The sequence below is a fragment of the Mesorhizobium sp. M0598 genome, assembly GCF_040320865.1.
Classification (GTDB): domain Bacteria; phylum Pseudomonadota; class Alphaproteobacteria; order Rhizobiales; family Rhizobiaceae; genus Mesorhizobium.
Genome location: NZ_JAMYQL010000018.1, coordinates 102,460 through 123,500 on the forward strand (window position 1 = coordinate 102,460; position 21,041 = coordinate 123,500).

21 protein-coding genes are annotated in these 21,041 nt (G+C 63.7%); 10 read left to right on the forward strand and 11 right to left on the reverse strand.

The annotated features are described in order from the left end of the window. Positions 1-27: 27 nt before the first annotated feature. Positions 28-933 carry a LysR family transcriptional regulator gene (locus tag NKI59_RS21675; RefSeq protein WP_352578950.1) on the forward strand — a complete coding sequence of 302 codons (906 nt, stop codon included), beginning with the start codon at positions 28-30 and terminating at the stop codon, positions 931-933. An 87-nt stretch (positions 934-1,020) separates the two neighbouring features. Here NKI59_RS21675 and NKI59_RS21680 read toward each other — a convergent pair whose 3' ends face one another. Continuing rightward, complete coding sequence (locus tag NKI59_RS21680) at positions 1,021-1,632, reverse strand: LOG family protein (protein ID WP_352620468.1); 612 nt, start codon at positions 1,630-1,632, stop codon at positions 1,021-1,023. 114 nt (positions 1,633-1,746) lie between these two features. On the opposite strand from NKI59_RS21680, the gene NKI59_RS21685 reads away from it, so the two are divergent. The 4 genes from NKI59_RS21685 (at position 1,747) to NKI59_RS21700 (ending at position 6,031) form a co-directional block, all read left to right on the forward strand. Then, a complete protein-coding gene (locus NKI59_RS21685; protein ID WP_352706669.1) occupies positions 1,747-3,252 on the forward strand; it encodes a LysM peptidoglycan-binding domain-containing protein in 1,506 nt (501 codons plus the stop codon). Positions 3,253-3,312: 60 nt separating this feature from the next. Next, positions 3,313-3,687, forward strand: coding sequence for an ArsR/SmtB family transcription factor (locus NKI59_RS21690; RefSeq protein ID WP_352706671.1), 375 nt, complete (start codon positions 3,313-3,315; stop codon positions 3,685-3,687). Between the two features lie 20 nt (positions 3,688-3,707). Beyond that, positions 3,708-5,594, forward strand: coding sequence for an ABCB family ABC transporter ATP-binding protein/permease (locus NKI59_RS21695; protein ID WP_023677732.1), 1,887 nt, complete (start codon positions 3,708-3,710; stop codon positions 5,592-5,594). Between the two features lie 89 nt (positions 5,595-5,683). Then, complete coding sequence (locus NKI59_RS21700; protein ID WP_352620473.1) at positions 5,684-6,031, forward strand: antibiotic biosynthesis monooxygenase; 348 nt, start codon at positions 5,684-5,686, stop codon at positions 6,029-6,031. 6 nt (positions 6,032-6,037) lie between these two features. Here NKI59_RS21700 and NKI59_RS21705 read toward each other — a convergent pair whose 3' ends face one another. Continuing rightward, on the reverse strand, positions 6,038-6,904 hold the full coding sequence (locus NKI59_RS21705; protein ID WP_352706673.1) for an SMP-30/gluconolactonase/LRE family protein: 867 nt from the start codon (positions 6,902-6,904) through the stop codon (positions 6,038-6,040). A 263-nt stretch (positions 6,905-7,167) separates the two neighbouring features. On the opposite strand from NKI59_RS21705, the gene NKI59_RS21710 reads away from it, so the two are divergent. From NKI59_RS21710 to NKI59_RS21720, 3 genes are all read left to right on the forward strand, one after another. After that, positions 7,168-7,866, forward strand: a complete 699-nt coding sequence (locus NKI59_RS21710) for a phosphatidylserine decarboxylase (RefSeq protein ID WP_352706675.1) — start codon at positions 7,168-7,170, stop codon at positions 7,864-7,866. A gap of 3 nt (positions 7,867-7,869) precedes the next feature. Next, on the forward strand, positions 7,870-8,685 hold the full coding sequence (locus tag NKI59_RS21715; protein ID WP_023719846.1) for a CDP-alcohol phosphatidyltransferase family protein: 816 nt from the start codon (positions 7,870-7,872) through the stop codon (positions 8,683-8,685). A gap of 250 nt (positions 8,686-8,935) precedes the next feature. Then, positions 8,936-9,199 (forward strand): hypothetical protein, encoded by a 264-nt coding sequence (locus NKI59_RS21720; protein ID WP_023677727.1) that lies wholly within the window; start codon positions 8,936-8,938, stop codon positions 9,197-9,199. Positions 9,200-9,305: 106 nt separating this feature from the next. Here NKI59_RS21720 and NKI59_RS21725 read toward each other — a convergent pair whose 3' ends face one another. Beyond that, entirely contained in the window at positions 9,306-11,528 is a 2,223-nt protein-coding gene (locus NKI59_RS21725; RefSeq protein ID WP_352706677.1) for an AMP-binding protein, read from the reverse strand. 141 nt (positions 11,529-11,669) lie between these two features. Then, positions 11,670-12,077 carry a tautomerase family protein gene (locus NKI59_RS21730; protein ID WP_023677725.1) on the reverse strand — a complete coding sequence of 136 codons (408 nt, stop codon included), beginning with the start codon at positions 12,075-12,077 and terminating at the stop codon, positions 11,670-11,672. A 114-nt stretch (positions 12,078-12,191) separates the two neighbouring features. Here NKI59_RS21730 and NKI59_RS21735 point away from each other — a divergent pair, with 114 nt between their 5' ends. Further along, positions 12,192-13,085, forward strand: coding sequence for a LysR substrate-binding domain-containing protein (locus tag NKI59_RS21735; protein ID WP_352706679.1), 894 nt, complete (start codon positions 12,192-12,194; stop codon positions 13,083-13,085). Between the two features lie 157 nt (positions 13,086-13,242). Here the strand turns inward: NKI59_RS21735 and NKI59_RS21740 are convergent, their stop codons facing one another. Further along, the gene (locus tag NKI59_RS21740) at positions 13,243-14,151 is read right to left on the reverse strand and encodes a DMT family transporter (RefSeq protein ID WP_502899634.1); all 909 of its coding nucleotides are present in this window, start codon (positions 14,149-14,151) and stop codon (positions 13,243-13,245) included. A 321-nt stretch (positions 14,152-14,472) separates the two neighbouring features. On the opposite strand from NKI59_RS21740, the gene NKI59_RS21745 reads away from it, so the two are divergent. Then, positions 14,473-14,979, forward strand: coding sequence for an OsmC family protein (locus NKI59_RS21745; protein ID WP_352706682.1), 507 nt, complete (start codon positions 14,473-14,475; stop codon positions 14,977-14,979). A 151-nt stretch (positions 14,980-15,130) separates the two neighbouring features. Here NKI59_RS21745 and NKI59_RS21750 read toward each other — a convergent pair whose 3' ends face one another. From NKI59_RS21750 to radA, 6 genes are all read right to left on the reverse strand, one after another. Continuing rightward, positions 15,131-15,352, reverse strand: a complete 222-nt coding sequence (locus NKI59_RS21750) for a hypothetical protein (protein ID WP_254820234.1) — start codon at positions 15,350-15,352, stop codon at positions 15,131-15,133. Positions 15,353-15,482: 130 nt separating this feature from the next. Then, positions 15,483-16,112, reverse strand: coding sequence for a hypothetical protein (locus NKI59_RS21755; protein WP_352706684.1), 630 nt, complete (start codon positions 16,110-16,112; stop codon positions 15,483-15,485). Positions 16,113-16,192: 80 nt separating this feature from the next. After that, positions 16,193-16,933: an SDR family NAD(P)-dependent oxidoreductase gene (locus tag NKI59_RS21760; protein WP_352706687.1), complete on the reverse strand. Its 741-nt coding sequence runs from the start codon at positions 16,931-16,933 to the stop codon at positions 16,193-16,195. Between the two features lie 74 nt (positions 16,934-17,007). Then, entirely contained in the window at positions 17,008-18,477 is a 1,470-nt protein-coding gene (purF, locus tag NKI59_RS21765) for an amidophosphoribosyltransferase (RefSeq protein ID WP_023677717.1), read from the reverse strand. A gap of 142 nt (positions 18,478-18,619) precedes the next feature. Continuing rightward, positions 18,620-19,291: a CvpA family protein gene (locus NKI59_RS21770; RefSeq protein ID WP_023677716.1), complete on the reverse strand. Its 672-nt coding sequence runs from the start codon at positions 19,289-19,291 to the stop codon at positions 18,620-18,622. Between the two features lie 47 nt (positions 19,292-19,338). Next, positions 19,339-20,757 carry a DNA repair protein RadA gene (gene radA / locus NKI59_RS21775; RefSeq protein WP_352453216.1) on the reverse strand — a complete coding sequence of 473 codons (1,419 nt, stop codon included), beginning with the start codon at positions 20,755-20,757 and terminating at the stop codon, positions 19,339-19,341. Between the last annotated feature and the right edge of the window lie 284 nt (positions 20,758-21,041).

Sequence of the window (21,041 nt, forward strand, 5' to 3'; positions counted from 1 at the left end):
TAGGCTAAATTTGAGACCTCACGGGACTTGAGCATCGAAGCAACAATGTTCGACCTGCGCCAGCTCCGCTATTTCATCACGGTGGCCGAAACCGGCAACGTCGGGCGTGCCGCCGAATTGCTGCACATCTCGCAGTCGCCGCTCAGCCGTCAGATCATTCAGCTGGAGGAGCAGCTGGGCGTCGCACTGTTCGAGAGGGCGAGGCAGCGGGTTCATCTCAATGCCGAGGGCCGCGCTTTTCTTGCCGAGGCGCGTGCGCTGCTGGCCCATGCAAGACGGCTCGAGGAGCTCGGCCGCAATCTCGCCAGCGGTACGGTCGGCCGTCTCGCCATCGGTTATGTGGAAGGTGCGGTCCATGCCGGGCTTGTCGCTCGGATGCTGCGCCAGTTTCGCCGCGACCGGCCCGAATTTCATCTTCAACTGAAGGGTCAGCGTTCCGCCGCCCAGATCGAAGCGCTGCGCGAACGATCGCTCGATCTGGGCCTTGTCTACACGCCTCCTTCTGCCGATGATCCCGACATCGTCGCCATGCTCATCATGCGCGAGCCGCTGGTTCTGGCGATGCCGGAAGGCGATCCATTGGCAGAAATCGCGGAGATACTGCCGCAGCAACTGGACGGCCGTACCTGGATCACGGTGGTGCGCCAGCCTGACGACACCAACCGCAGCCAATTTCTCGCCGCCTGCGCGAAGGCCGGTTTCCTGCCCGACATAGCCTATGAGACGACCGATCCGTTGACGTCGTTGGGCTTGGTCAGCGCCGGGCTTGGGCTGGCGACGGTGCAGGCCAGCCTGCGGAGTGCCGCGCCGCCTCAGATCGTGTTTCGCGATCTGCCGTGGTTCGAACGCACCGTCTCGATCCATCTCGCCTGGCGGCGTCAGGACAAGCGTGCGGTCATCGGAGACTTGAGGAAGGCAGTAGGGAAGGAGTGAATAGTGAATAGACAGGCGCCGGTTTGGAAAGTCTTCTACTTCACCATTCACCATTCACCATTCACCATTCACCATTCACCATTCACTCTACATCTTATCAATCACCGACTGCACGCCCTCCGTCGGTGCATCGACAGAGGATCCCGCCACCATGATAGCGGCGACGATTGCTTCCGGATCCCCGACCACCAGCGGCTTGACCCGTTGCGCCGTGTGGATGAAGCCCTCCGTTGCCATGTGGTCGAGCAACGCCAGCATCGGATCCCAGAACCCGCCGACGTTGCCGAAGACGATCGGCTTGCGGTGATGGCCGAGCTGTGCCCAAGTCATGATCTCGACGATCTCCTCGACGGTGCCGATGCCGCCGGGCAACGCCACAAAGGCGTCGGATTTCTCAAACATCCTGTGCTTGCGCTGGTGCATGTTGTCGGTGATGACGAGCTCGTCGAGCCGGTTAAGCGCGGTTTCGGTCGCCTCCCGGTTGATCAGAAAACGTGGAATTATGCCGGTTACCTTGCCACCGGCCTTTAATGCCCCTTCAGCGACGGCACCCATGATCCCTTTAGTGCCGCCGCCATAAATCAGACGCAGGCCGGACTTGGCGATCGAGCGGCCAAGCAGGTGTCCGGCCTTGATATAGGTCTCATCTCGGCCGGGGGACGAGCCGCAATAGACGCAGACAGATCGAATCGTGTTCATGTTATGATTGGTGATAGGGACTATAGGCATGGTCAAGCCCCGGGGCGGGCTTTTTCTTGTCGGCTTTGGCAAAACAGGCTAGACCGAAATTAGGTGGCTAAGGGGCAGGGAAACATGGCAATTAATCCATTGAAGGCGTTTTTGTTCGCGGCTGGCGGCTCTGTCGCAGCAACGGGAACCGCCTATGTATCGGGCGCACTCGACCCGTATCTCAATTCTACCCGGCCTGCGGAGGTCGCGGCGCTGACGCCGCCGGCTTCGAAACCGCCCGCTCCGGCGACCGAGGGCCGCCTGCCGCCTGCGCCCGCCGCGTCCACCGATGCCGCAGCGCCCGCCGCGCCGGCCGCAGCAGGTGCAATCGTGCCGACCTTCGACATCGTGCGCGTCGAAAGCAACGGCTCGATCGTCGTCGCCGGCAATTCGGCGCCCAACGCCAAGGTAGAGATTCTTAACGGTTCGGCTGTGCTCGGCTCAACGGTCGCCGGCCCTGACGGCGCCTTTGCCATTATTCTCGACGATCCGCTGAAGCCCGGCGACTATACGATCACGCTGCGCTCTACGGCTGGCAATGTCGTGACCGCCTCGGCGCAGACCGCCGTCGTTTCGATCCCCCAGAATTCCACCGGCCAAGTGCTGGCAATGGTCGAGGAGCCGGGCAAGCCGTCCGAACTGCTCACTGTTCCGGCCCCTCAGGCGAAATCTGACGCCTCGCCGCCTGTCGGCGAACAGGCGGCCGTTCAGCCACCCGCCACGGGCACCGAATTGCCGGCTGCCGCAGCGCCGGCGCCAGCCGCCCCGGCGGCTGATGTTCCAGCAGCGTCTGCTCCTGCCGCGCCGGCCGCTGTTGAAGCCGCGCCGGCTCCGGCAGCGCCCGCCACACCGGCAGCGCCCGCTACTTCCGCGGCGGAGCCGAAGATCGTCGTCGAAGCTGTCGAAATCGACGGCAACAAGATTTTCGTTGCCGGCGTCGCCGATCCCGGCCGCAAGGTGCGTGCGTATGCCAACGATATCCTGCTCGGTGACGCGAAGACCTCGCCCGACCGCCACTTCCTGGTCGAAGCGACACGCGACATCCCGGTCGGCACCTACACCATCCACGTCGATGCGCTCGATGCCGACGGCGTGACGGTGGTTGCCCGTGCGGCTGTGCCGTTCGAGCGCGAGCCTGGTGAGGCGGTTGCGGCCGTGGCGCCGGCCGAGCAGAAGCCTGCCGGGACAAAACCAGCCGAGCCGAATGCTCCGGCGACCGAAGGCGCACCGGCAACGGCCACCGAAACGCCCGCAACTGCCCCCACTCCTGCAACCGAGGCCCCGGCCGAAATGGCTGTCGCAACGCCTCCGGGCGAAACGCCCGAGACCGTGGCGCCAAAGCTCGAACATGCCGATGGCGCAGTCATCATCCGCCGCCATGACACGCTGTGGCGGATTTCGCGGCGGGTCTATGGCCAAGGCATGCGCTACTCGACCATCTATCTCGCCAACCAGGACCAGATCAGCAATCCGAACCGAATCTGGCCGGGGCAGGTGTTCAAGGTGCCGGAGAAATCGAAGGAAGGCGAGCCCGCCGATCTCAAGGCAATGGGCGACCAGATGACGACGGCGCCAGTCAAGTCCGAGTAGCCGTTCTGCCCATCAGGATAGCTTGCGGCAGGGCCAGTCATCGTTTATCGCCGATGGACGATGACCGAATCCCCCCTCGTAACGGACCGAAGCCGCGCGGCAGATGAACGCGCGCCGGCCAACTGCACGCCGGCCAGCTGCACGCCGGATAGCCGCGCTGTCGCTGTCCGGCTCGCGGCCCTTTCGCATCCAGCGCGGATCGAAATTCTCAAACACCTTTCCGCAAGCCGTTCCTGCTGCTGTCGCGAGGTCGTCGAGCATCTCGACCTGGCGCAGTCCACCGTTTCCCAGCATTTGAAGATCCTGGTCGAGGCCGGGCTGATCCGCTTCGAGCCTGACCGCCAGCGCTCGCGCTATGAACTCGACCGCGCCGCGCTCGCCGATGTTTCGGCATCGCTGGCCGCGCTGGTCGATTCCTGCTGCTCCGGCCGCTAAAATCATAAAGGTAAACAAGAATGGCCGAGAAAACCGTTTCCGCAGATTCCGGCTCGACCTTCAGAACGTTGCGCAATCTCTGGCCCTATATGTGGCCGGCCGACCGCGCCGACCTGAGGGCGCGCGTGGTGTGGGCAACCGTACTGCTGGTTGTCGCCAAGCTGACCCTGGTGGCCGGACCCTATTTCTTCAAATGGGCGACCGACGCACTGGCCGGCGATAGCAAATCGCCGCCGCCGCTGCCGGCCCTGCTGCTGGCGCCGGTCATGCTGGTCGTCGCCTACAATGCCGTGCGGCTGGTGCAGCTCGGCTTCAACCAGTTACGCGACGCCCTGTTTGCACGGGTCGGCCAGCATGCGGTGCGCCGGCTCGCCTTCCGCACCTTCGTGCACATGCACGAACTGTCGCTGCGCTTCCACCTCGAACGGCGCACCGGCGGACTGTCGCGCGTCATCGAGCGCGGCACCAAGGGCATCGAGACGATCGTCCGCTTCACCATGCTGGCGACGGCGCCGACAATCGTCGAATTCGCGCTCACCGCCGGCATCTTCGCCGTCACCTATGGCTGGCTATACGTCTTGGTGATTGCGGTCACGGTCTGGCTCTATGTCTGGTTCACCGTCAGGGCGAGCGATTGGCGTATTTCGATACGCCGTGAGATGAACGAAAGCGACAATGAAGCCAGCACGAAGGCGATCGACTCGCTGCTCAACTACGAAACAGTCAAATATTTCAATAACGAAGCCATGGAGGCCGAGCGGTTCGACCGGTCCACGGCGCGCTACGAGTTGGCGGCGACCAGGACCTGGACCTCGCTTGGCTGGCTGAACTTCGGCCAGGGTGTGATCTTCGGTATCGGCATGACCGTCGTCATGGTGATGTCGGCGCTCGAGGTGAAGGCGGGCACACAAAGCGTCGGCGATTTCGTCTTCGTCAACGCCATGCTCATGCAGCTTTCGGTGCCGCTGAATTTCATCGGCATGATCTACCGCGAAATTCGCCAGGGCCTGACCGACATCGAAAACATGTTCGATCTGCTCGACGTCAAGCGTGAGATCGTTGATCGGCCGGGCGCCAAGCCGCTGGTCGTCGATGCCGGCAGGGTCGAGTTCCGCGACGTACATTTTTCCTACGACCCGAACCGCAAGATCCTGAAGGGCATCAGCTTCGAGGTGCCAGCCGGCAAGACGGTGGCCATCGTCGGCCCCTCCGGAGCCGGCAAGTCGACCATTTCGCGGCTTTTGTTTCGCTTCTACGACATCCAGCGCGGCAAGATTCTGATCGACGGCCAGGACATTCGCGACGTGACGCAGGAGAGCTTGCGCGCTGCCATCGGCATGGTGCCGCAGGACACGGTGCTGTTTAACGACACCATCGCCTACAACATCCGCTACGGCCGCGTCGGCGCCAGCGAGGAGGATGTGCGCAAGGCGGCAGAACTGGCCCAGATCGGACCGTTCATCGAGCGGCTGCCCGACGGCTATCGCTCAATGGTCGGCGAGCGCGGATTAAAACTGTCTGGCGGCGAGAAGCAGCGGGTGGCGATTGCCCGCACCATTTTGAAGGCACCGCCGATCCTGATGCTCGACGAGGCGACCTCGGCGCTGGACAGCCACACCGAGCAGGAGATCCAGGCGGCACTCGACCTGGTCAGCCAGGGCCGCACCACCCTCGTCATCGCCCATCGGCTGTCCACAGTGATTTCGGCCGACGAGATCATCGTCCTGCAGGATGGCCAGATCGCCGAGCGCGGCACCCATGTCGCCTTGATAGCCAAGCGCGGCCTTTATGCATCAATGTGGGACCGCCAGCGCGAGGCAAGCGAGGCCGAGGAGCGGCTGCGCATCGCCCGCGAAAGCGACGAGTTCGGCGTCGTCGTCCGCCGCCGCACCTCGGAGGTGAGCTGAAAATTCGTGCTTGACCTCAACTTAAGTTGAGATCGTAGGCCGTTTTGGATCGCAGCAAGATGCGTCGTTCAAAAACGGAGGCAATCGATATGAATGGGATAAATCAGGCAGTTAGTGGCGGCAGTGTATTCCGGGTGGACAAGTTTGTCGTTCCGGCCAACGCCCGCGAGGAGATTCTTGCCAAGGTCCGGATGACGCATGATTTGCTGCGCCAGCAGCAAGGGTTCGTCCAGGATTTCCTGCTTGAGCAATTCTCGGGGCCGGGCGAGTTCAACCTCGTGACCATTGTCGAATGGGAAGGGCAGGCCGCCGTCGACAAGGTCGTGCCGATCATCAAGGCTGCGCATGAGCGCATCGGCTTCAATCCTCAGGAGACCATTGCGCGACTTGGCGTCAAGGCCGATATCGCCAACTATCAGCGGATTCCCGGGGTGTAAGCTCTTCTACGGCCAGCCCGCGCCCGGCGCGGTAGCCTCGATGCTGAGCACCTGGCCGGTACGGGCATCGCTAATCATATGTTCGAAGCCGTGCCATTCGGCGGCGACGATGAACAGCGTTTTTCCCTCGCTGCCGCCGAGCATGCAGGCAAAACAGCCGCGATCGACGTCGACGCTTTCGAGCATCGCGCCGCCCTCGCGCACCCGCACGCAATGCCGGTTCGGAACGTCGGCGTACCAGGCCGCACCTTCGGCATCGAGGCAGATGCCGTCGGGAAAACCGTTGCCGAGATTGGCCCAGATCCTGCCGTTGGAAAGGCCACCATCGGCAGCGATGTCGAAGGCGGTCAGCCGGTTGGCGTGGGACTCGGCAACGATAAGCGTCTTGTTGTCAGGCGTCACCGCCATGCCATTGGCGAAGGCGAGGTTCTCAGCCACCTGCTGAACCGAGCCGTCAGGCGCGACCAGCACGATGGCGCCGGGGCCGAAATGCTGGCCGGGATCCGGAACGGGCCCACCACCATTGACGTAGATGTTGCCGCGTCCATCGACGACGATCTCGTTCCACGGGCTCTTTGATAGTTGTCTCAGATCGGCATGGGTGACCAATGTCCCGTCTGCCTCCTGCCTGAGGATCAGCCCTTCGCGGCCGGACACGACAAGCAGGCGCCCGTCCGGCAGCCAGTCAATGGAATAGGGCAGGGTGGCCGGCACGGTGAGCGCGATCTCGCTGTTGCCTAGGGCGTCAACGGCGATGATCTGGCCTGTGCCCCAGTTGCAGAACCACAGCCGGCCATCGTGCCAGCGCGGTGACTCGCCGAAGGCCAAGCCGTTCATCACCACTTGCACTTGCCTAGCTGCTGATTTCTGCATGGGCCGAGAACCTCCGGGTTTGCGCAAATCGTCATGGCCGAAAGGCCGATGAGAGGCGCTGTCTTGCCAAGGACGGGCGAGAGTGCTGCGTTCCGACAATCGCAATGAACATTTCCGGTTGATCACTTCGGCAGTCCGGATGCTGCTAACGGCATCCTGAAACGGCGGCGACCGCCACCCCCCGAGCGCTCTCATTGTCGCGTTGCGACCGCGGGGTGTTTCCGCTATTGAGGCCGGACTTGGAACCAAGGTTGCCCTCATCCATGAGCCTCGTTGACACGATCAAGAATGCGTTCGTTCCGATCCATCGCGAGGGTTATCCCTTTATCGCTGCATTCGGCGCGGCGACGCTCTTTCTTGGCTATTTCTCCTCGACCCTGTTCTGGATCGGTCTCATCCTGACGGCCTGGTGCACCTATTTCTTCCGCGATCCCGAGCGTGTCACGCCGATCGATGACCGGCTGGTTGTCAGCCCGGCCGACGGCATCGTTTCGGCGGTTGGCCCGGCCGTGCCGCCGCGCGAGCTTGGCCTCGGCGGCGGCGAAATGACCCGCATCTCGGTATTCATGAACGTCTTTTCCTGCCACGTTAACCGCTCTCCGGTGCGTGGCCGCATTTCCAGGATCGAGCATCGGCCAGGAAAATTCCTTAACGCCGAACTCGACAAGGCAAGCACCGAGAACGAGCGCAACGGGCTGGTCATCGAAAGCCCCAATGGAACGGTCGCCGCGGTACAGATTGCCGGCCTGGTGGCGCGGCGCATCGTCTGCTGGGCCGAGCCCGGCGGCGCCATCGGCACCGGCGAACGCTTCGGGCTGATCCGCTTTGGCTCGCGCGTCGATGTATTCCTGCCCTCGACCGCGACGCCGCGTGTCGCCGTCGGCCAGACCGCAGTTGGCGGTGAGACGGTGCTGGCGGAATTCGGCGGCGTTGCCGCAACGCCGCTCGTGCGGATCTCCTGACCGGTGGCCCCGCCGTTCAAGAAATTCGAGGCGCATGGCGGCGGTGGCCCGCGCATTCGCGAAATCCCGATGCGCATGGTGCTGCCCAATCTGGTCACGGTGCTCGCCATCTGCGCCGGCCTGTCCGGTATTCGCTTCGGCTTCGAGGGCCGCTTCGAGCCAGCGGTGGTGATGGTGCTGCTCGCGGCCTTCCTCGATGGTATCGACGGCCGTCTGGCGCGAATGCTGAAGGCGACTTCCAAATTCGGCGCCCAGATGGATTCGCTGGCCGATATCGTCAATTTCGGCGTGGCACCGGCGCTGGTGCTCTATGCCTTTCTGCTCGACAGGGCAGGTTCGCCGGGCTGGATCGCCGCGCTGCTGTTCACCATCGCCTGTGGGATGAGGCTTGCCCGTTTCAACGTGCTCGACGAAGAGCTCGACCGTCCGCAGTGGCAGACCGAATATTTCGTCGGCGTGCCGGCGCCGGCGGGTGCGGTGCTGGTGATGCTGCCGCTCTATCTGTTCTTCCTCAGGCTTGGGCTTGAACCCAGCCGCCTGGCAGCCTTCATTGCCACCGGCTTTACAATATTGGTGGCGTTCCTGCTGGTCAGCAGACTGCCCGTCTATTCCGGCAAGAGCGTCAGGATACCGGGCGACAGGGTGCTGCCGATCATCCTCGCAGTCGTCCTCTACGTCCTGCTTTTGATGACCTATCCCTGGTATACGCTGACGGCCTCGGTTGCCGGCTATCTGCTCTTCTTGCCGTTCAGCGTGCGGGCCTATTCGAGACGCGCCAAGCGCGAAGGCGAGAAGGTGCCGTCCTCGGATATTGGCTGACGGATTTGGTGCCAGTTCGCGTTGCGCCTGGCAGTGCATGATTCCGAAAAGGGGTCATCCGTTTAGACTTGGGAGCGGCTCGCAGAGCACGCGGCGCTGTGGAACGCACCTCAAAAACCCCGTTTTCGGAACTTGCTGGGCGGCTAGACCGTTTGTGTTGGTAGGTCCGCTTGAGCGGCTGCTCGTGATACGTCGTCGACGTAGCGCAAAGCTGCCGCATCGGGCGCAGAACCATCGGAAACGAGGAGAAATGGCTGTCATCCTCATCGGCGTGTTACTGACTGTCGCCGGCCTCGTCTATATGGCGGTAGCAGCCATCATGCGCGGGCGGCTTAGTGAACCGGCCGCTGTCTCCACCGCGCCGGACAGTCCGACGCCTTACCTCGCAACACCAGGTCCGACCCTGGAGCCGCGGCGGCGCGGGCTCCGGTTTCTCGGCCTGTCGCAGAACTGGCCGGGCCTGCTGATGATGGCCGTCGGCGCCATTCTGCTGTTGTCGGTGGTGGTCTTCTAATGCATTCGCGCAAAAGTGTGCAGCGGTTCTGCGATAACGGCATGCATAAAAGCAAGAATCTAAAGCGCGTCGCACGACGGGGCTTTAGAGTTCTCGACAGCAAACCTCAGGCGGCTGCGCTCAGTCCCAGCCTCTCGAGTGCCAGCTTTCTAGTCGAGACATAGTCGGTCTTGCCGGAGCCCAGTACCGGGATCTCCTCGACCTTGACGATGTCGTTCGGCACCATCAGTTCGGCCGCGCCGGCTTTTTTGCCGAATTCGCGCAATTCGTGGGGATCGGCATTGTCGGCCGTGGTGACCAGAACGAGGCGCTCGCCGCGCCGCTTGTCCGGCACCGCTACCACGGCGTGATGCTCTTCCGGCCACAGCGACTGCACCAGCATCTCGACGGCACCAAGCGATACCATCTCGCCGGCTATCTTGGCGAAGCGCTTGGCGCGGCCGCGAATGGTGATGAAGCCTTCGCGATCGACCGAAACGATATCGCCGGTGTCGTGCCAGCCTTCGAGCGGCTGCAGCTCGCCAGGCCGGTCGCCGGTCATGTAGCCCATCATCAGGTTCGGCCCGTCGAGCCACAGCCGGCCGGCGTCGCTGATGCCTTCGACCGGTTCGAGTTTCATGCGCATGGCCGGCAGCAGCCGCCCGACCGTTCCATCGCGGCCGTGGATGGCGGTGTTGACGGCAACCACTGGTCCGGCCTCGGTCAAGCCAAAACCTTCGATGATCTCGGCCTGGAAGCGCTCGCGGTAAACCCGGCGCGTCTCCGGCTTCACCGCCTCGGCACCGGCCACGACGAAGCGCAGGCTTGAAAAATCGCCGTCCTTGGCGGTGCGGGCATAGTTGGCGAGGAACGTGTCGGTGCCGAACATCACCGTCGGCCGGACCTTGCGCGCCACCTCCGGAATAAGTTTGTAGTGGAGCGGTGACGGGTAGAGGAACAGCTTTATTCCGGTGACCAGCGGCAGGATGGTGCCGCCGGTCAGCCCAAACGAGTGGAACACCGGCAGCACGTTGAGCAGGATATCGGCCGGCGAGATGGTGATGCGGGCTTCCGCCTGCATCGCATTGGCAAGAAGGTTCCGGTGCGACAGCACCACGGCCTTGGGCGTGCCTTCCGAGCCGGAGGTGAACAGGATCACTGCCGGCTTGGCCGCATCCTGGCGCTGCAACGGCCAGCGCCACAGCAAGGCGGCTGCGGCCTTGTCCAGCACGGTCAGGCTTGCGCGGACATCCTCCAGCCACAGCAGTTTCGCCCCGCCCTTTTCCACCGCCTCGACGATGTCGGCGAGGTTGGCCTTTTCGACAAAGGCGCGTGAGGAGACCACGGTTCGGATCATCGCCGTGCGGACGGCGGCGGTGACGCTGGCCGGGCCGGCGGTATAGTTGATCATTGCTGCCACCCGCGCAGCCGACAAAAGTCCGACGAACGACAGCACGACGCCATTGGCGTTGGGCAGGAGCAGCCCAACCGCTTCGCCCGGCGCTGTTATTGCCTCGAACCGTCGGCCCAAAACCCTGGCGCCGATGAACACTTTCCGGTAGCTCAGGGCACCGCCAATGACGTCCTCGATTATTGGGTGCGAAGCGCCAACACGGTCGGCCGCATCGCGCATGGCGAGGAACAGCCCTCGGTCGAGATCACTTCCGAAAAGCCTGGCCTCGGCGAAGCGATCAAACAGCGCATTGGTGTTGGAGGCCTGATCTGGGTTCCGCGCCACCAGCTCGGCGATGGTCATCGGCTCCAGCGCGCTGATCGACAGCTGCGGAAACCAATGGCGCGGCGCCTTGTCCGCCGGCGTCAGCGAGGCCGGCAGGCTGCGTGCGCCGGCAACGAAGACCGGCACGATACGGGCGTCGGCCTGCATGGCGATACGGGTGATGGCGCGAAACAACCGAAACGACTTGACGTCTGGCTCGACCGCATCCGGCAGGTAAACGGCGAGCCGGCCCTTGCCCTTCAGCACCCGCACCAATCTGCGGCTGACGAAGACATGCTCGGCGTTGAAGGCGATGGTGCGGCCGAGCTCGCGCCACGGCTCCAGCCACGGCGATCTGGCCGAAGCCTGGTCGAGGATGTGCAGCGTGTCCTCCGGCAGCAGCGACAGCATCAGCGCCGGCTCGATGCGTGACTGATGCCAGATGACATAGATGACCGGGGCCACCGACCTGCGCGCAATCTTGATGCGCTCGTCGCTGATCCGGTAGGCGAGCTTGAACGGCACGTAGAGCAGCGCTTGGCTCAAACGCAGGCCGAGGCGGAACTTCTCCACCACTCCGATCAGCAGCCAGGCCGCGACAAGACCCGCAAGCAGCGCCAGTGTCAGGATCATCGCCGCATCTCCCAACGATCTCACGTCACGGCTCTTCAGTGGCCGCTTCGGGTGAGAACCTAGCCGAAGTTGGATCAACGTCAATGCGGCTCCATTTTTCCTTCTCTCCTATGTTTGATTCGGCTCGGCTGCCTATCGCAGCTACGCCGCTTTCATCCTTCCGCTGATGAAGCGGAATTCCTGCGTCTTGCCGCCAAAGCCATAGGCGGCTGCAGGCACTTCATGCACGAGGGCGTAGCTTTCCTCATGCACCTTACCCAGCAGCCGGCCGAATGCCGCGAAAATTGCCTGCAGATACGCCTCCAGTTCGAGCTTGGTGTTGGTGCCGTCGACAACCTTGATGTCGAGCCACGCCGTGTTGGTGCCATGCTCGGCCAGCGACTTGCCGCCGGCGAACCAGTGCTCGGGGTCGTGATAGGAAATGGCAACAGCTGTGATCGTCGCATCCTTGCGCAGATGCGTGGCCGTCAGTTCGGTCACTTCTTTGGCAATGGCGGCGGACAAAGCGGCATCGGGCTTGCCGGTAACGCTGACATTGATGATCGGCATATTTCTTCTCCTCGGTTTCAAGCGGCGCCTCTTCGCCGTCGAGAAAATCATGCCATCGTCCTTTGATCAAAAAAATCGAATTGTTTTTGATAAACACTTTGATAGTATCGAATTATGCAGATGTTCGATCCCGACCTCCTCAAGACTTTCCTCGCTTTCGTCGATGGCGGTTCCCTGGCGCGGGCCGGGTCGATCGTCGGTCGCTCGCCGTCCGCAGTGACCGCGCAGATGCAGCGGCTGGAGGATGTTGTCGGCGAACCGCTGCTGGTGCCGCAGGGGCGAGGGCGCGGCCTGACGCCGGCAGGCGAGGATCTGATCGTTCACGCGCGTCGCATCCTTGCCGCGCACCGCGAGGCGTGGCTGGCCCTCAAAGGCGCGCACGCCGACGGGCGCGTCGCCATCGGCACCACGCAGGATTTCGCCGACAGCGGCTTGCCGCAGCTTCTCAGGGCTTTTGCTGTCAGCCATCCGCGCGTCAGGATCGAACTGCGCGTCGGCCGTTCCGCCGAACTGGCGCAGGCTTTGCAGGCCGGCACCCTTGATCTGGCCATTGCCATGCGGCAGGTGCCGACACGCGACGAAGTCGGTGTGCTCAAGGAACCAATGATCTGGCTTTGCTCACAGAACGGGCTGGCCACCCGCCACGACGAACTGCCCTTGGCGCTGCTCGATCCCCATTGCGGGTTTCGCGAAGCGGCGACCAGTGCACTCGATGCGGCCGGCCGTCGCTACCGCATTGCTGCCGGCAGCGCCAGCCTTGCCGGCCTGCGCACGGCGGTGCACGCCGGCATCGCCTTGACGTTGAGGACGGCGCGCTTCGCTCATTCCGGCATCGTCGAGGCGCCGCGCGATCTTGATCTGCCGCCGGTGCCGATCGCCGAATTCGCCGTCCGCTTGCGTGAGGATGCCGACCGGCCGGCGCAGGATCTGGCCGCGTTGTTCAGCGGCAACCTGGCCTTGGCCAATCGAGCCAGCAAAGAAAAAGCCGACCTTGCGGTCGGCTTCTGAGTAGGACGGGCCGAGGGGTTTGGGGGGACTTGGGGTGGCCCGTCGCAGCCATAATGCCTGAGCCCTATGATGGTTCCATGACTTTTCAAATTAATTTTCAGGACCGGATTTCTCGTGATCGGACCACCAACTCGCGCTCGGGCGCGGCGAGGATTGGTCATGCATCCGCTGCGCGCTGCCTGGCCATCAGCCAGTCGCGGCCGGCGTGAGCGAACACCGCGCAAAGCACGATGGCGCCACCGACCATGCTGGCTGCCGGCGGGATCTCCGCCAGGAACAGGAAGGCAAACAGTATCGCGAATGGCACTTCAGCTGAACCCAGCAATCCGGACTCGGCCGCCGGAATAAGCCGGGTACCCTCCGTCCACAGGATCGAAGCCAGCGCGAACGAGGCGCCGAAGGTGGCTAGAAGCACAGCGTCCCTGGCCGAGACAGCCAGCGGATCGGCGACGAACCAGCCGAGCACGAACAGAAGGAATGCCGACACCGCACCCGCCCACACCACCGGCGTGTCGCGGAAGGCGCGCACCATGATCATGTAGAGCGCGCTGCCGATCGTCATCAGCAGCGCCAGCCCGTCGCCGAACAAATGGCCGGTGCCGAAGCCGGACCAGACCATGATTGCCACACCGCATAGTGACACAGCAGCGGCGGCAAGCGTCTGCAGCCGGAACGGCTCGCGGACCAACAGGAGGGCCAGCAGCGCGGTGACGAACGGGGCCGTGGCATAGATGATCGCGACATTGGCGACAAAGGTGAACTTGAACGCCGAGATAAAGGCGATGCTCGCGAGCGCGCCCTCGATCGCCAGCAGCCAGCCTCGCCAGCCGAGCCGCAAGCTGTCGCGACCGCCGGAGCGCTGGCGGCGCCATAGGACATAGAGGCTGATCAGGATCGAGCCGACGAAGCCGCGCCAGCAGGTAATGGTCAGCGGGTCGGCATGGATCGATTTGGTCAGCACGCCGGTGAGGCCGAAGACGGCCGCCGATGCCGAGACCAGGATGATGCCGAGGGTACGCTCGCGGGCGCTTTCCACTGTGCATGGCATGTCCAGCGATCCCGTCATCTCACCAGCCTGCGCTGCCCCTTCCTGACACCATAGTGTCAGCTTGAGGCGTCCTGCATCGAAAACAGCAGGTAGGCAGCCCCGGTGAACAGGATTCCGGCAAGAACCCGTTCGCGGGTTTCCACGATGGCGATATCGGCCATATGTCCGGCGGCCTTACGAATGTGTTGCGAGAGACGGTGTGAAGGCGTTGGATGCTCCCCGTATCGTCAGGCTATACAGGCGAAACCCTGCCAAGCGCTACGCCAGTGGAGACTTGCGTTTGGGCAGGCGGCATCGACGTTAGGCAGCGAAGCCAGGCAACTATGGGAGAGAAACGAAATGGACGCGATCGCATTGAAGGCCATGCAGGCGCCGCTGAAGGTGGCCTATCGCGACGACGCCTCGCGCGCGCTGATTACTCTCCGCGCCAAAGGCTCGATCGACGACCAATCGATCGCCTGCAAGGTCGAGACAGGCAGGGCGATCGCCATTGCCGGGCTGCATCCGGCGACCGGCGGCACCGGGCTCGAACTCTGCTCCGGCGACATGCTGCTGGAGGCACTGGTGGCTTGCGCCGGCGTCACGCTGAAGGCGGTGGCGACGGCGCTGGAATTCAAGCTTGGGGCCGCCACGGTGGAAGCCGAAGGCGACCTAGACTTTCGCGGCACGCTTGGCGTGGCAAAGGATGCGCCGGTTGGCTTCCGCGCCATCCGGCTGACATTTGGCCTCGACACCGACGAGCCGCAGGAGCGCATCGATGCGCTGCTCAAGCTGACCGAGCGCTACTGCGTCGTGTTCCAGACCATCAGCCAGAAGCCGGAGCTGGCGGTAAGCGCGCGACGCTGACGATCTCCCCCTTGAGGGGGAGATGTCGCCGAAGGCGACAGAGGGGTTGTCTCGCGTGAAGCGCCAACCGCTGCAGCAGGCCGAGCCCGATCGGACCAACCCCCTCTGGCCTGTCGGCCATCTCCCCCTCAAGGGGGGAGATCACGCTGTCCTACTGCGCCGACGGCTCCTCGGCGTCGCCCTCGTCGGCGAAGGGCGAGGCGCTCGGCACGCACTGCACCGACCAGCCGGCCGGCGTCGGTTGCTTCTGGTATTCGGTTATGGCGAAGGCGCACTGTTCGCGGGTGTCGAATGTGCTGGGCAGCACGACCATGCCGCCTTGCGGGCCGGCGATCACCAGATACCAGACTAACGCTACGCTCGGTGCCGCCATGAGTATTTCCTCGCTCTGCTTGTTTTGGGAGTCGCACGATCCTAGCAACTCCGGCCCAGCGGCGAAAGCTGGGCCAAAGCGCGGCGTTAAGCCACGGCATCACAGCCACGTGATGTCGGGTCGTTTTGGTTCAGTTCACCGCAAAACAATAGAACAGGCCGTCGCCGCCGGTGCCCTTCAGCGCTTCCTGGCTGCAGCCACCGCGTGACGCATGCGAGGAATTCCACGATTTGGCGGCTGCCGAATCATCGAGGCCGGTACGATCGTGATGACCCATCATCGCCACACCTTCTGCTCCGCTCAGCGTCCAGTCGCCGCATGTCTGGTCGGCTATTTTCGTGCCATCCGGCTTGGAGCCGGTCAACACGTCGTGCCGGTTGGGCGTGTCGCCGCGGCCGTTGACCATTTGGCCCTTTTCGTCGAGTGCCGTCTGTTTGGTGATGGCGTTGGCATCGCTATGCAGGGAAGCGACATCATCGGCGATCTTGACGCCCTTGGCGTTGAACCACGGGCCTTTGCCGATACGGTCGCGTGCATCGGTATCGCTGGTCGAGAGATAGGCGCGCCATGTCTTGCCGGTAACGCCCGCGGCTTCGGCCAGTGAACTACAATGGGCGTCGGCGCCGGCGAGATCGCCGAGATCGGCGCCTTTGCCGGAGCCGACGCTGGTGACGAAAAAGCTCATCGTTGCCTCCTGCGACGACGCGGCGCCGATCACTGCAAACAGCGCGGTGGCAGTCAAGAGAAGCAGTCTCCGCATATGGTCCTCCGTTTCTCGAATTGTGGCACCCGAACAACGTTGGTGCCGGCGCAATTCTTCCGGCAAAATGCGATGTGTGGCTACTCCGGCTGCCGGTAGGCGACAAAGCGATTGTGCTTGGCCTGGAAGATCAGCCCGGTCTCCTTGAGCGTAGGGCTGGCCAGCGGCACGATTCGCTTGGCGATCTCCGAAGGGTGCGGCAGTGTTTCAGGATCCTCGCCGGGTACGGCCTGCGCCCGCATCGCGGTGCGCGTTGCCCCGGGATCGGCGGCATTGACCCTGAGCGGCAGGTTTTCGGTCTCATGCGCCCATGAACGCGTCATGGCCTCGACCGCCGCCTTCGACGCCGCATAAGGCGCCCAGAAGGCGCGTGCGGAGTGGGCAAGGCTGGAGCTCAGCACGATAGCACGGCCGGCATCGGAAAGCCTGAGCAGCGGGTCGACCGAGCGGATCAGCCGCCATGTTGCGGTGACGTTGATGGTCATCACCTTCTCGAAGGTCTTGGCCTCGACATGGCCGATCGGGGCGATGACGCCGAGCACAGCGGCGTTGGCGACCAGTATGTCGAGCTTGCCCCAGCGCTCGTGGATGGCGCCGCCCAGCCGGTCGATCCCCGCCATGTCGGCAAGATCGAGCGGTACCAGCGTCGCCTGTCCGCCACCCGCCTTGATCTGGTCGTCGAGCTCCTCCAATCCGCCGACGGTGCGGGCAACCGCAATCACATGCGCACCAGCGGCGGCAAGTTCCAGGGCGATGAAGTAGCCGATGCCGCGCGAGGCACCGGTGACGACCGCAACGCGGCCGGAGAGGTCAAGGCTCATACGATGGATTCCGACAGGCAAGGTGAAACCGCCGTGAGGGGCTAAGGGGAGGGAGACAAACGGACCGGCAAGGCCTACGACCCGCCGGCCGCTAACAGCGACAGCGTGCGCACATTGTCGGAGCCCTCGAAGTCGGCAAGCCGGGTCGGATACTGGCCGGTGAAGCAGGCGTCGCAGAATTGCGGCTGCTCGTTGTCGCGGCCGGCCTCGCCGACGGCGCGGTAGAGCCCGTCGATCGACAGGAAGCCGAGCGAATCGACGCGGATGAACTCGGCCATCTCCTCCACCGACATGCGCGACGCCAGCAGCTTCGACTTTTCCGGTGTGTCGACGCCGTAAAAGCAGGAGGCGCGCGTCGGCGGCGAAGCGATGCGCATATGCACTTCCTTGGCGCCGGCATCGCGCACCATCTGGACGATCTTCTGGCTGGTGGTGCCGCGCACGATCGAATCGTCCACCAGCACCACGCGCTTGCCTTCGATCATGCGGCGGTTGGCGTTGTGCTTGAGCTTGACACCCATGTGGCGGATCGAATCGCCGGGCTGGATGAAGGTGCGGCCAACATAGTGATTGCGGATGATGCCGAGCTCGAACGGAATGCCCGCGGCCTGCGAAAAGCCGATCGCCGCCGGCGTGCCCGAATCCGGCACCGGCACGACGATGTCGGCCTCGACCGGACTTTCCTGCGCCAGCTCGGCGCCGATGCGCTTGCGCACTTCATAGACGTTGCGGCCTTCGACCGACGAATCCGGCCGCGCGAAATAGACATATTCGAAGATGCAGAAGCGGGTCTTCTGCGGCTCGAACGGGAACAGGCTTTCGATGCCCTTGCTGGTGACGACGACCATTTCGCCGGGCTTCAGGTCGCGCACGAAACGCGCACCGATAATATCGAGCGCGCAGGTCTCGGAGGCGAGAATCCAGGCGCCGTCGAGATCGCCGAGCACCAGCGGGCGGATGCCGAGCGGGTCGCGGCACCCGATCATCTTCTTGGACGTCATCGCCACCAGCGAGAAGGCGCCTTCGACTTGGCGCACCGCATCGATGAAGCGCGAATTCAGGTCGCGCTCCTTGCTGGTGGCAACCAGGTGCAGGAGCGTTTCGGTGTCGGAGGTGGAAGAGAAGATGGCGCCTTGCTTCTGCAGGGCGCGCTGAACGGTCATGGCGTTGGTGAGATTGCCGTTATGGGCGACGGCAAAGCCGCCATCGGCAAGTTCGGCGAAGAAAGGCTGGATATTGCGCAGACCGGCGCCGCCGGTGGTGGCATAGCGTGTGTGGCCGATGGCACGGTTGCCTTGCAGGCTATCGATGACACGCTGCTTGGTAAAGGTGTCGCCGATCAGGCCGACATGGCGTTCGACATGGAATTGGGTGCCGTCATAGGAAACGATGCCGGCCGCTTCCTGGCCTCGATGCTGCAACGCATGCAGACCGAGCGTTACGATGGCTGCGGCGTCCTGCCGGCCGAAAATGCCGAACACGCCGCATTCGTCGTGGAAATGGTCGTCGGCTTCGGCGGAAAGCACGTCGTCTGCGTCTGCCACTGAGGCTGCCATTGGGGCTCAAGCTCCGCTAAAGTCGCCATATAAGGTCATAGCGCATCGAAAGCAACGCACGTCGTGCGGCGTTCACATGATCGACAGTCTTGAGCCTCGCCAAGTCTGCAGATTGGCAAGTCTGTCGAAATCAGTTTGCCGGCGCCGGGTTTGCAGGTGCCGGCGTCGCGGGCGCATTGTCGGCCGGCGGCGCATCGCTGTCGTCGGGTGCCGGAGCAGTGGCGTCGTCGCCGGCGGCAGGGGCTTCCGCAGCAGGCGCGTCGGGGGCCAGAGGCGTCTCGGTGGCCGGCTGATTCGGATTGAGCTTGTTGAGGATGGCGTTTTCCGGATCCTCGGGCAGCAGGCTTTCGAGCTTGGCGCCGATCGATTCGAGCAATGGCTTTGACTTGGCGTTGGCAATCCAGCCTGGAGCCTTGGCGCCGGCCAGCCAATTGAAGAAAAGCAGCGCGACAGCGACGACCAGGATGCCGCGCGCCGCGCCATAGAGGAAGCCAAGTGTACGATCGAGCGCGCCGATCCTGGAATCGATGATCCAGTCGGCGAGCTTCATGGTGATGACCGAAACGACGATCAGCGCGACAATGAAGACGATACCGGCGGCCGCCGCCATGGCGGCCTTTTCGTTGTCGACATAGGGCTGAATGTAAGGCAGCACCGGCTTGTAGAAGAAGAAGGCGGCGGCCGCGGCGGCTGCCCAGGAGATGATCGACAGGATCTCGCGAGAAAAGCCGCGAACCATAGCGAGCATCGCCGAGACCAGGGTGAAGCCGACGAGAATTCCGTCAAGCAGCGTAATCGGCATGTTTTTCGCCCCACTCCGATCTCTTTTTCACGGCCCGACGAGCCGCATCACTCTTGCTCGTCGGCGCGGCTGCGCCGAGAGCCGGCTATGCGCGCCACGAGATCGGCAAGCTCGGTGGGCTGGAAAGCGCCGGCTCCGATCCCCCCGACCCCATTACCACCAACAAGTTCCTCGCTGCCCAAGGGCAGAACCGCGCGTCCGAAACCCAGCTTTTCGGCTTCCTTGAGGCGCTGCTGCGCATGCGCAACCGGCCTCACCGCACCCGAAAGGCTGATTTCGCCGAAATAGACGCAATCGGCGGGAAGGGCAAGACCGGTGAGCGAGGAAACCAGTGCCGCCGCCACTGCCAGGTCGGCCGCCGGCTCCGAAATGCGGTAGCCGCCGGCAACGTTGAGATAGACGTCGTGCGTGCCGAAGCGGACGCCGCAATGGGCTTCCAGAACCGCCAGGATCATCGACAGCCGGGCACCGTCCCAGCCGACGACGGCGCGGCGCGGTGTGCCCAGTGTCGATGGCGCCACCAGCGCCTGGATCTCGACCAGCACCGGCCGTGTGCCTTCCATGCCGGCGAAAACCGCGGCACCCGGCGACTTCGCATGGCGCTCACCGAGGAAAAGCTCGGACGGGTTGGCGACTTCCCGCAAGCCCTTGTCCGACATTTCGAAGACGCCGATCTCGTCCGTTGGCCCGAAGCGGTTCTTGACGGTGCGCAGGATGCGGTAGTGGTGGCCGCCTTCGCCCTCGAAATAGAGCACCGCGTCGACCATGTGCTCGACGACGCGTGGGCCGGCGATCTGGCCCTCCTTGGTGACATGGCCGACCAGAACGATCGCCGCCCCTGTGGATTTTGCATAGCGGATCATCGCCTGGGCGGCGGCACGCACCTGGGTCACCGTGCCGGGTGCCGAATCCGCCATGTCGGTCCATAGCGTCTGGATCGAATCGAGAATGACCAGGTCCGGCCGCTTGCCATCGGCGATGGTGGCGAGGATGTCCTCGACATTGGTCTCGGCGGCGAGCTCGACCGGGGTGTCGGCGACGCCGAGCCGCTGGGCGCGCAGCCTGATCTGCGCGACCGCCTCTTCGCCCGAGACATAGACGATGCGGTGGCCCTTTGCTGCCAGTGCGGCGGCGGCCTGGGTGAGCAGCGTCGACTTGCCGATGCCGGGATCGCCGCCGACCAGCAGCGCCGAGCCGCGCACGAAGCCGCCGCCGGTGGCGCGGTCGAGTTCGCCGATGCCGGAGACGATGCGCGGCGCGTCCTCGATGTCGCCGGAGAGGCTGGTCAGCACCACCGCACGACCCTTGCGGGCGTTGCGCGTATTGGCCGGGCCGGAGCCGATACCGCCTGACGTACCTTCCTCGACCAGCGTGTTCCACTCGCCGCAGGCATCGCATTTGCCAGCCCAGCGCTGATGCACCGATCCGCAATTCTGACAGATGAACTGGATACGGGATTTGGCCATCAGGCGCGGCCTGCGGCAATTGAAAGACAGGTCGGCGGGACAGCGCCCCCCTCTGTCCTGCCGGACATCTCCCCCTCAAGGGGGGAGATTGGCAGCTCCGATATTGGCGTATATCTAGCAGCATTGACGATTGCCGAAAGCCGAAATGACATCCGATCTTCCCCCTTGAGGGGGAGATGTCCGGCAGGACAGAGGGGGGTGCGAAGGAATGAGACCTGTATCAAGAGGTCACTCGAACCGATCCGGCAAATGATGCTCTTCCGCAAGGTCCGAGAAGCGGGTGA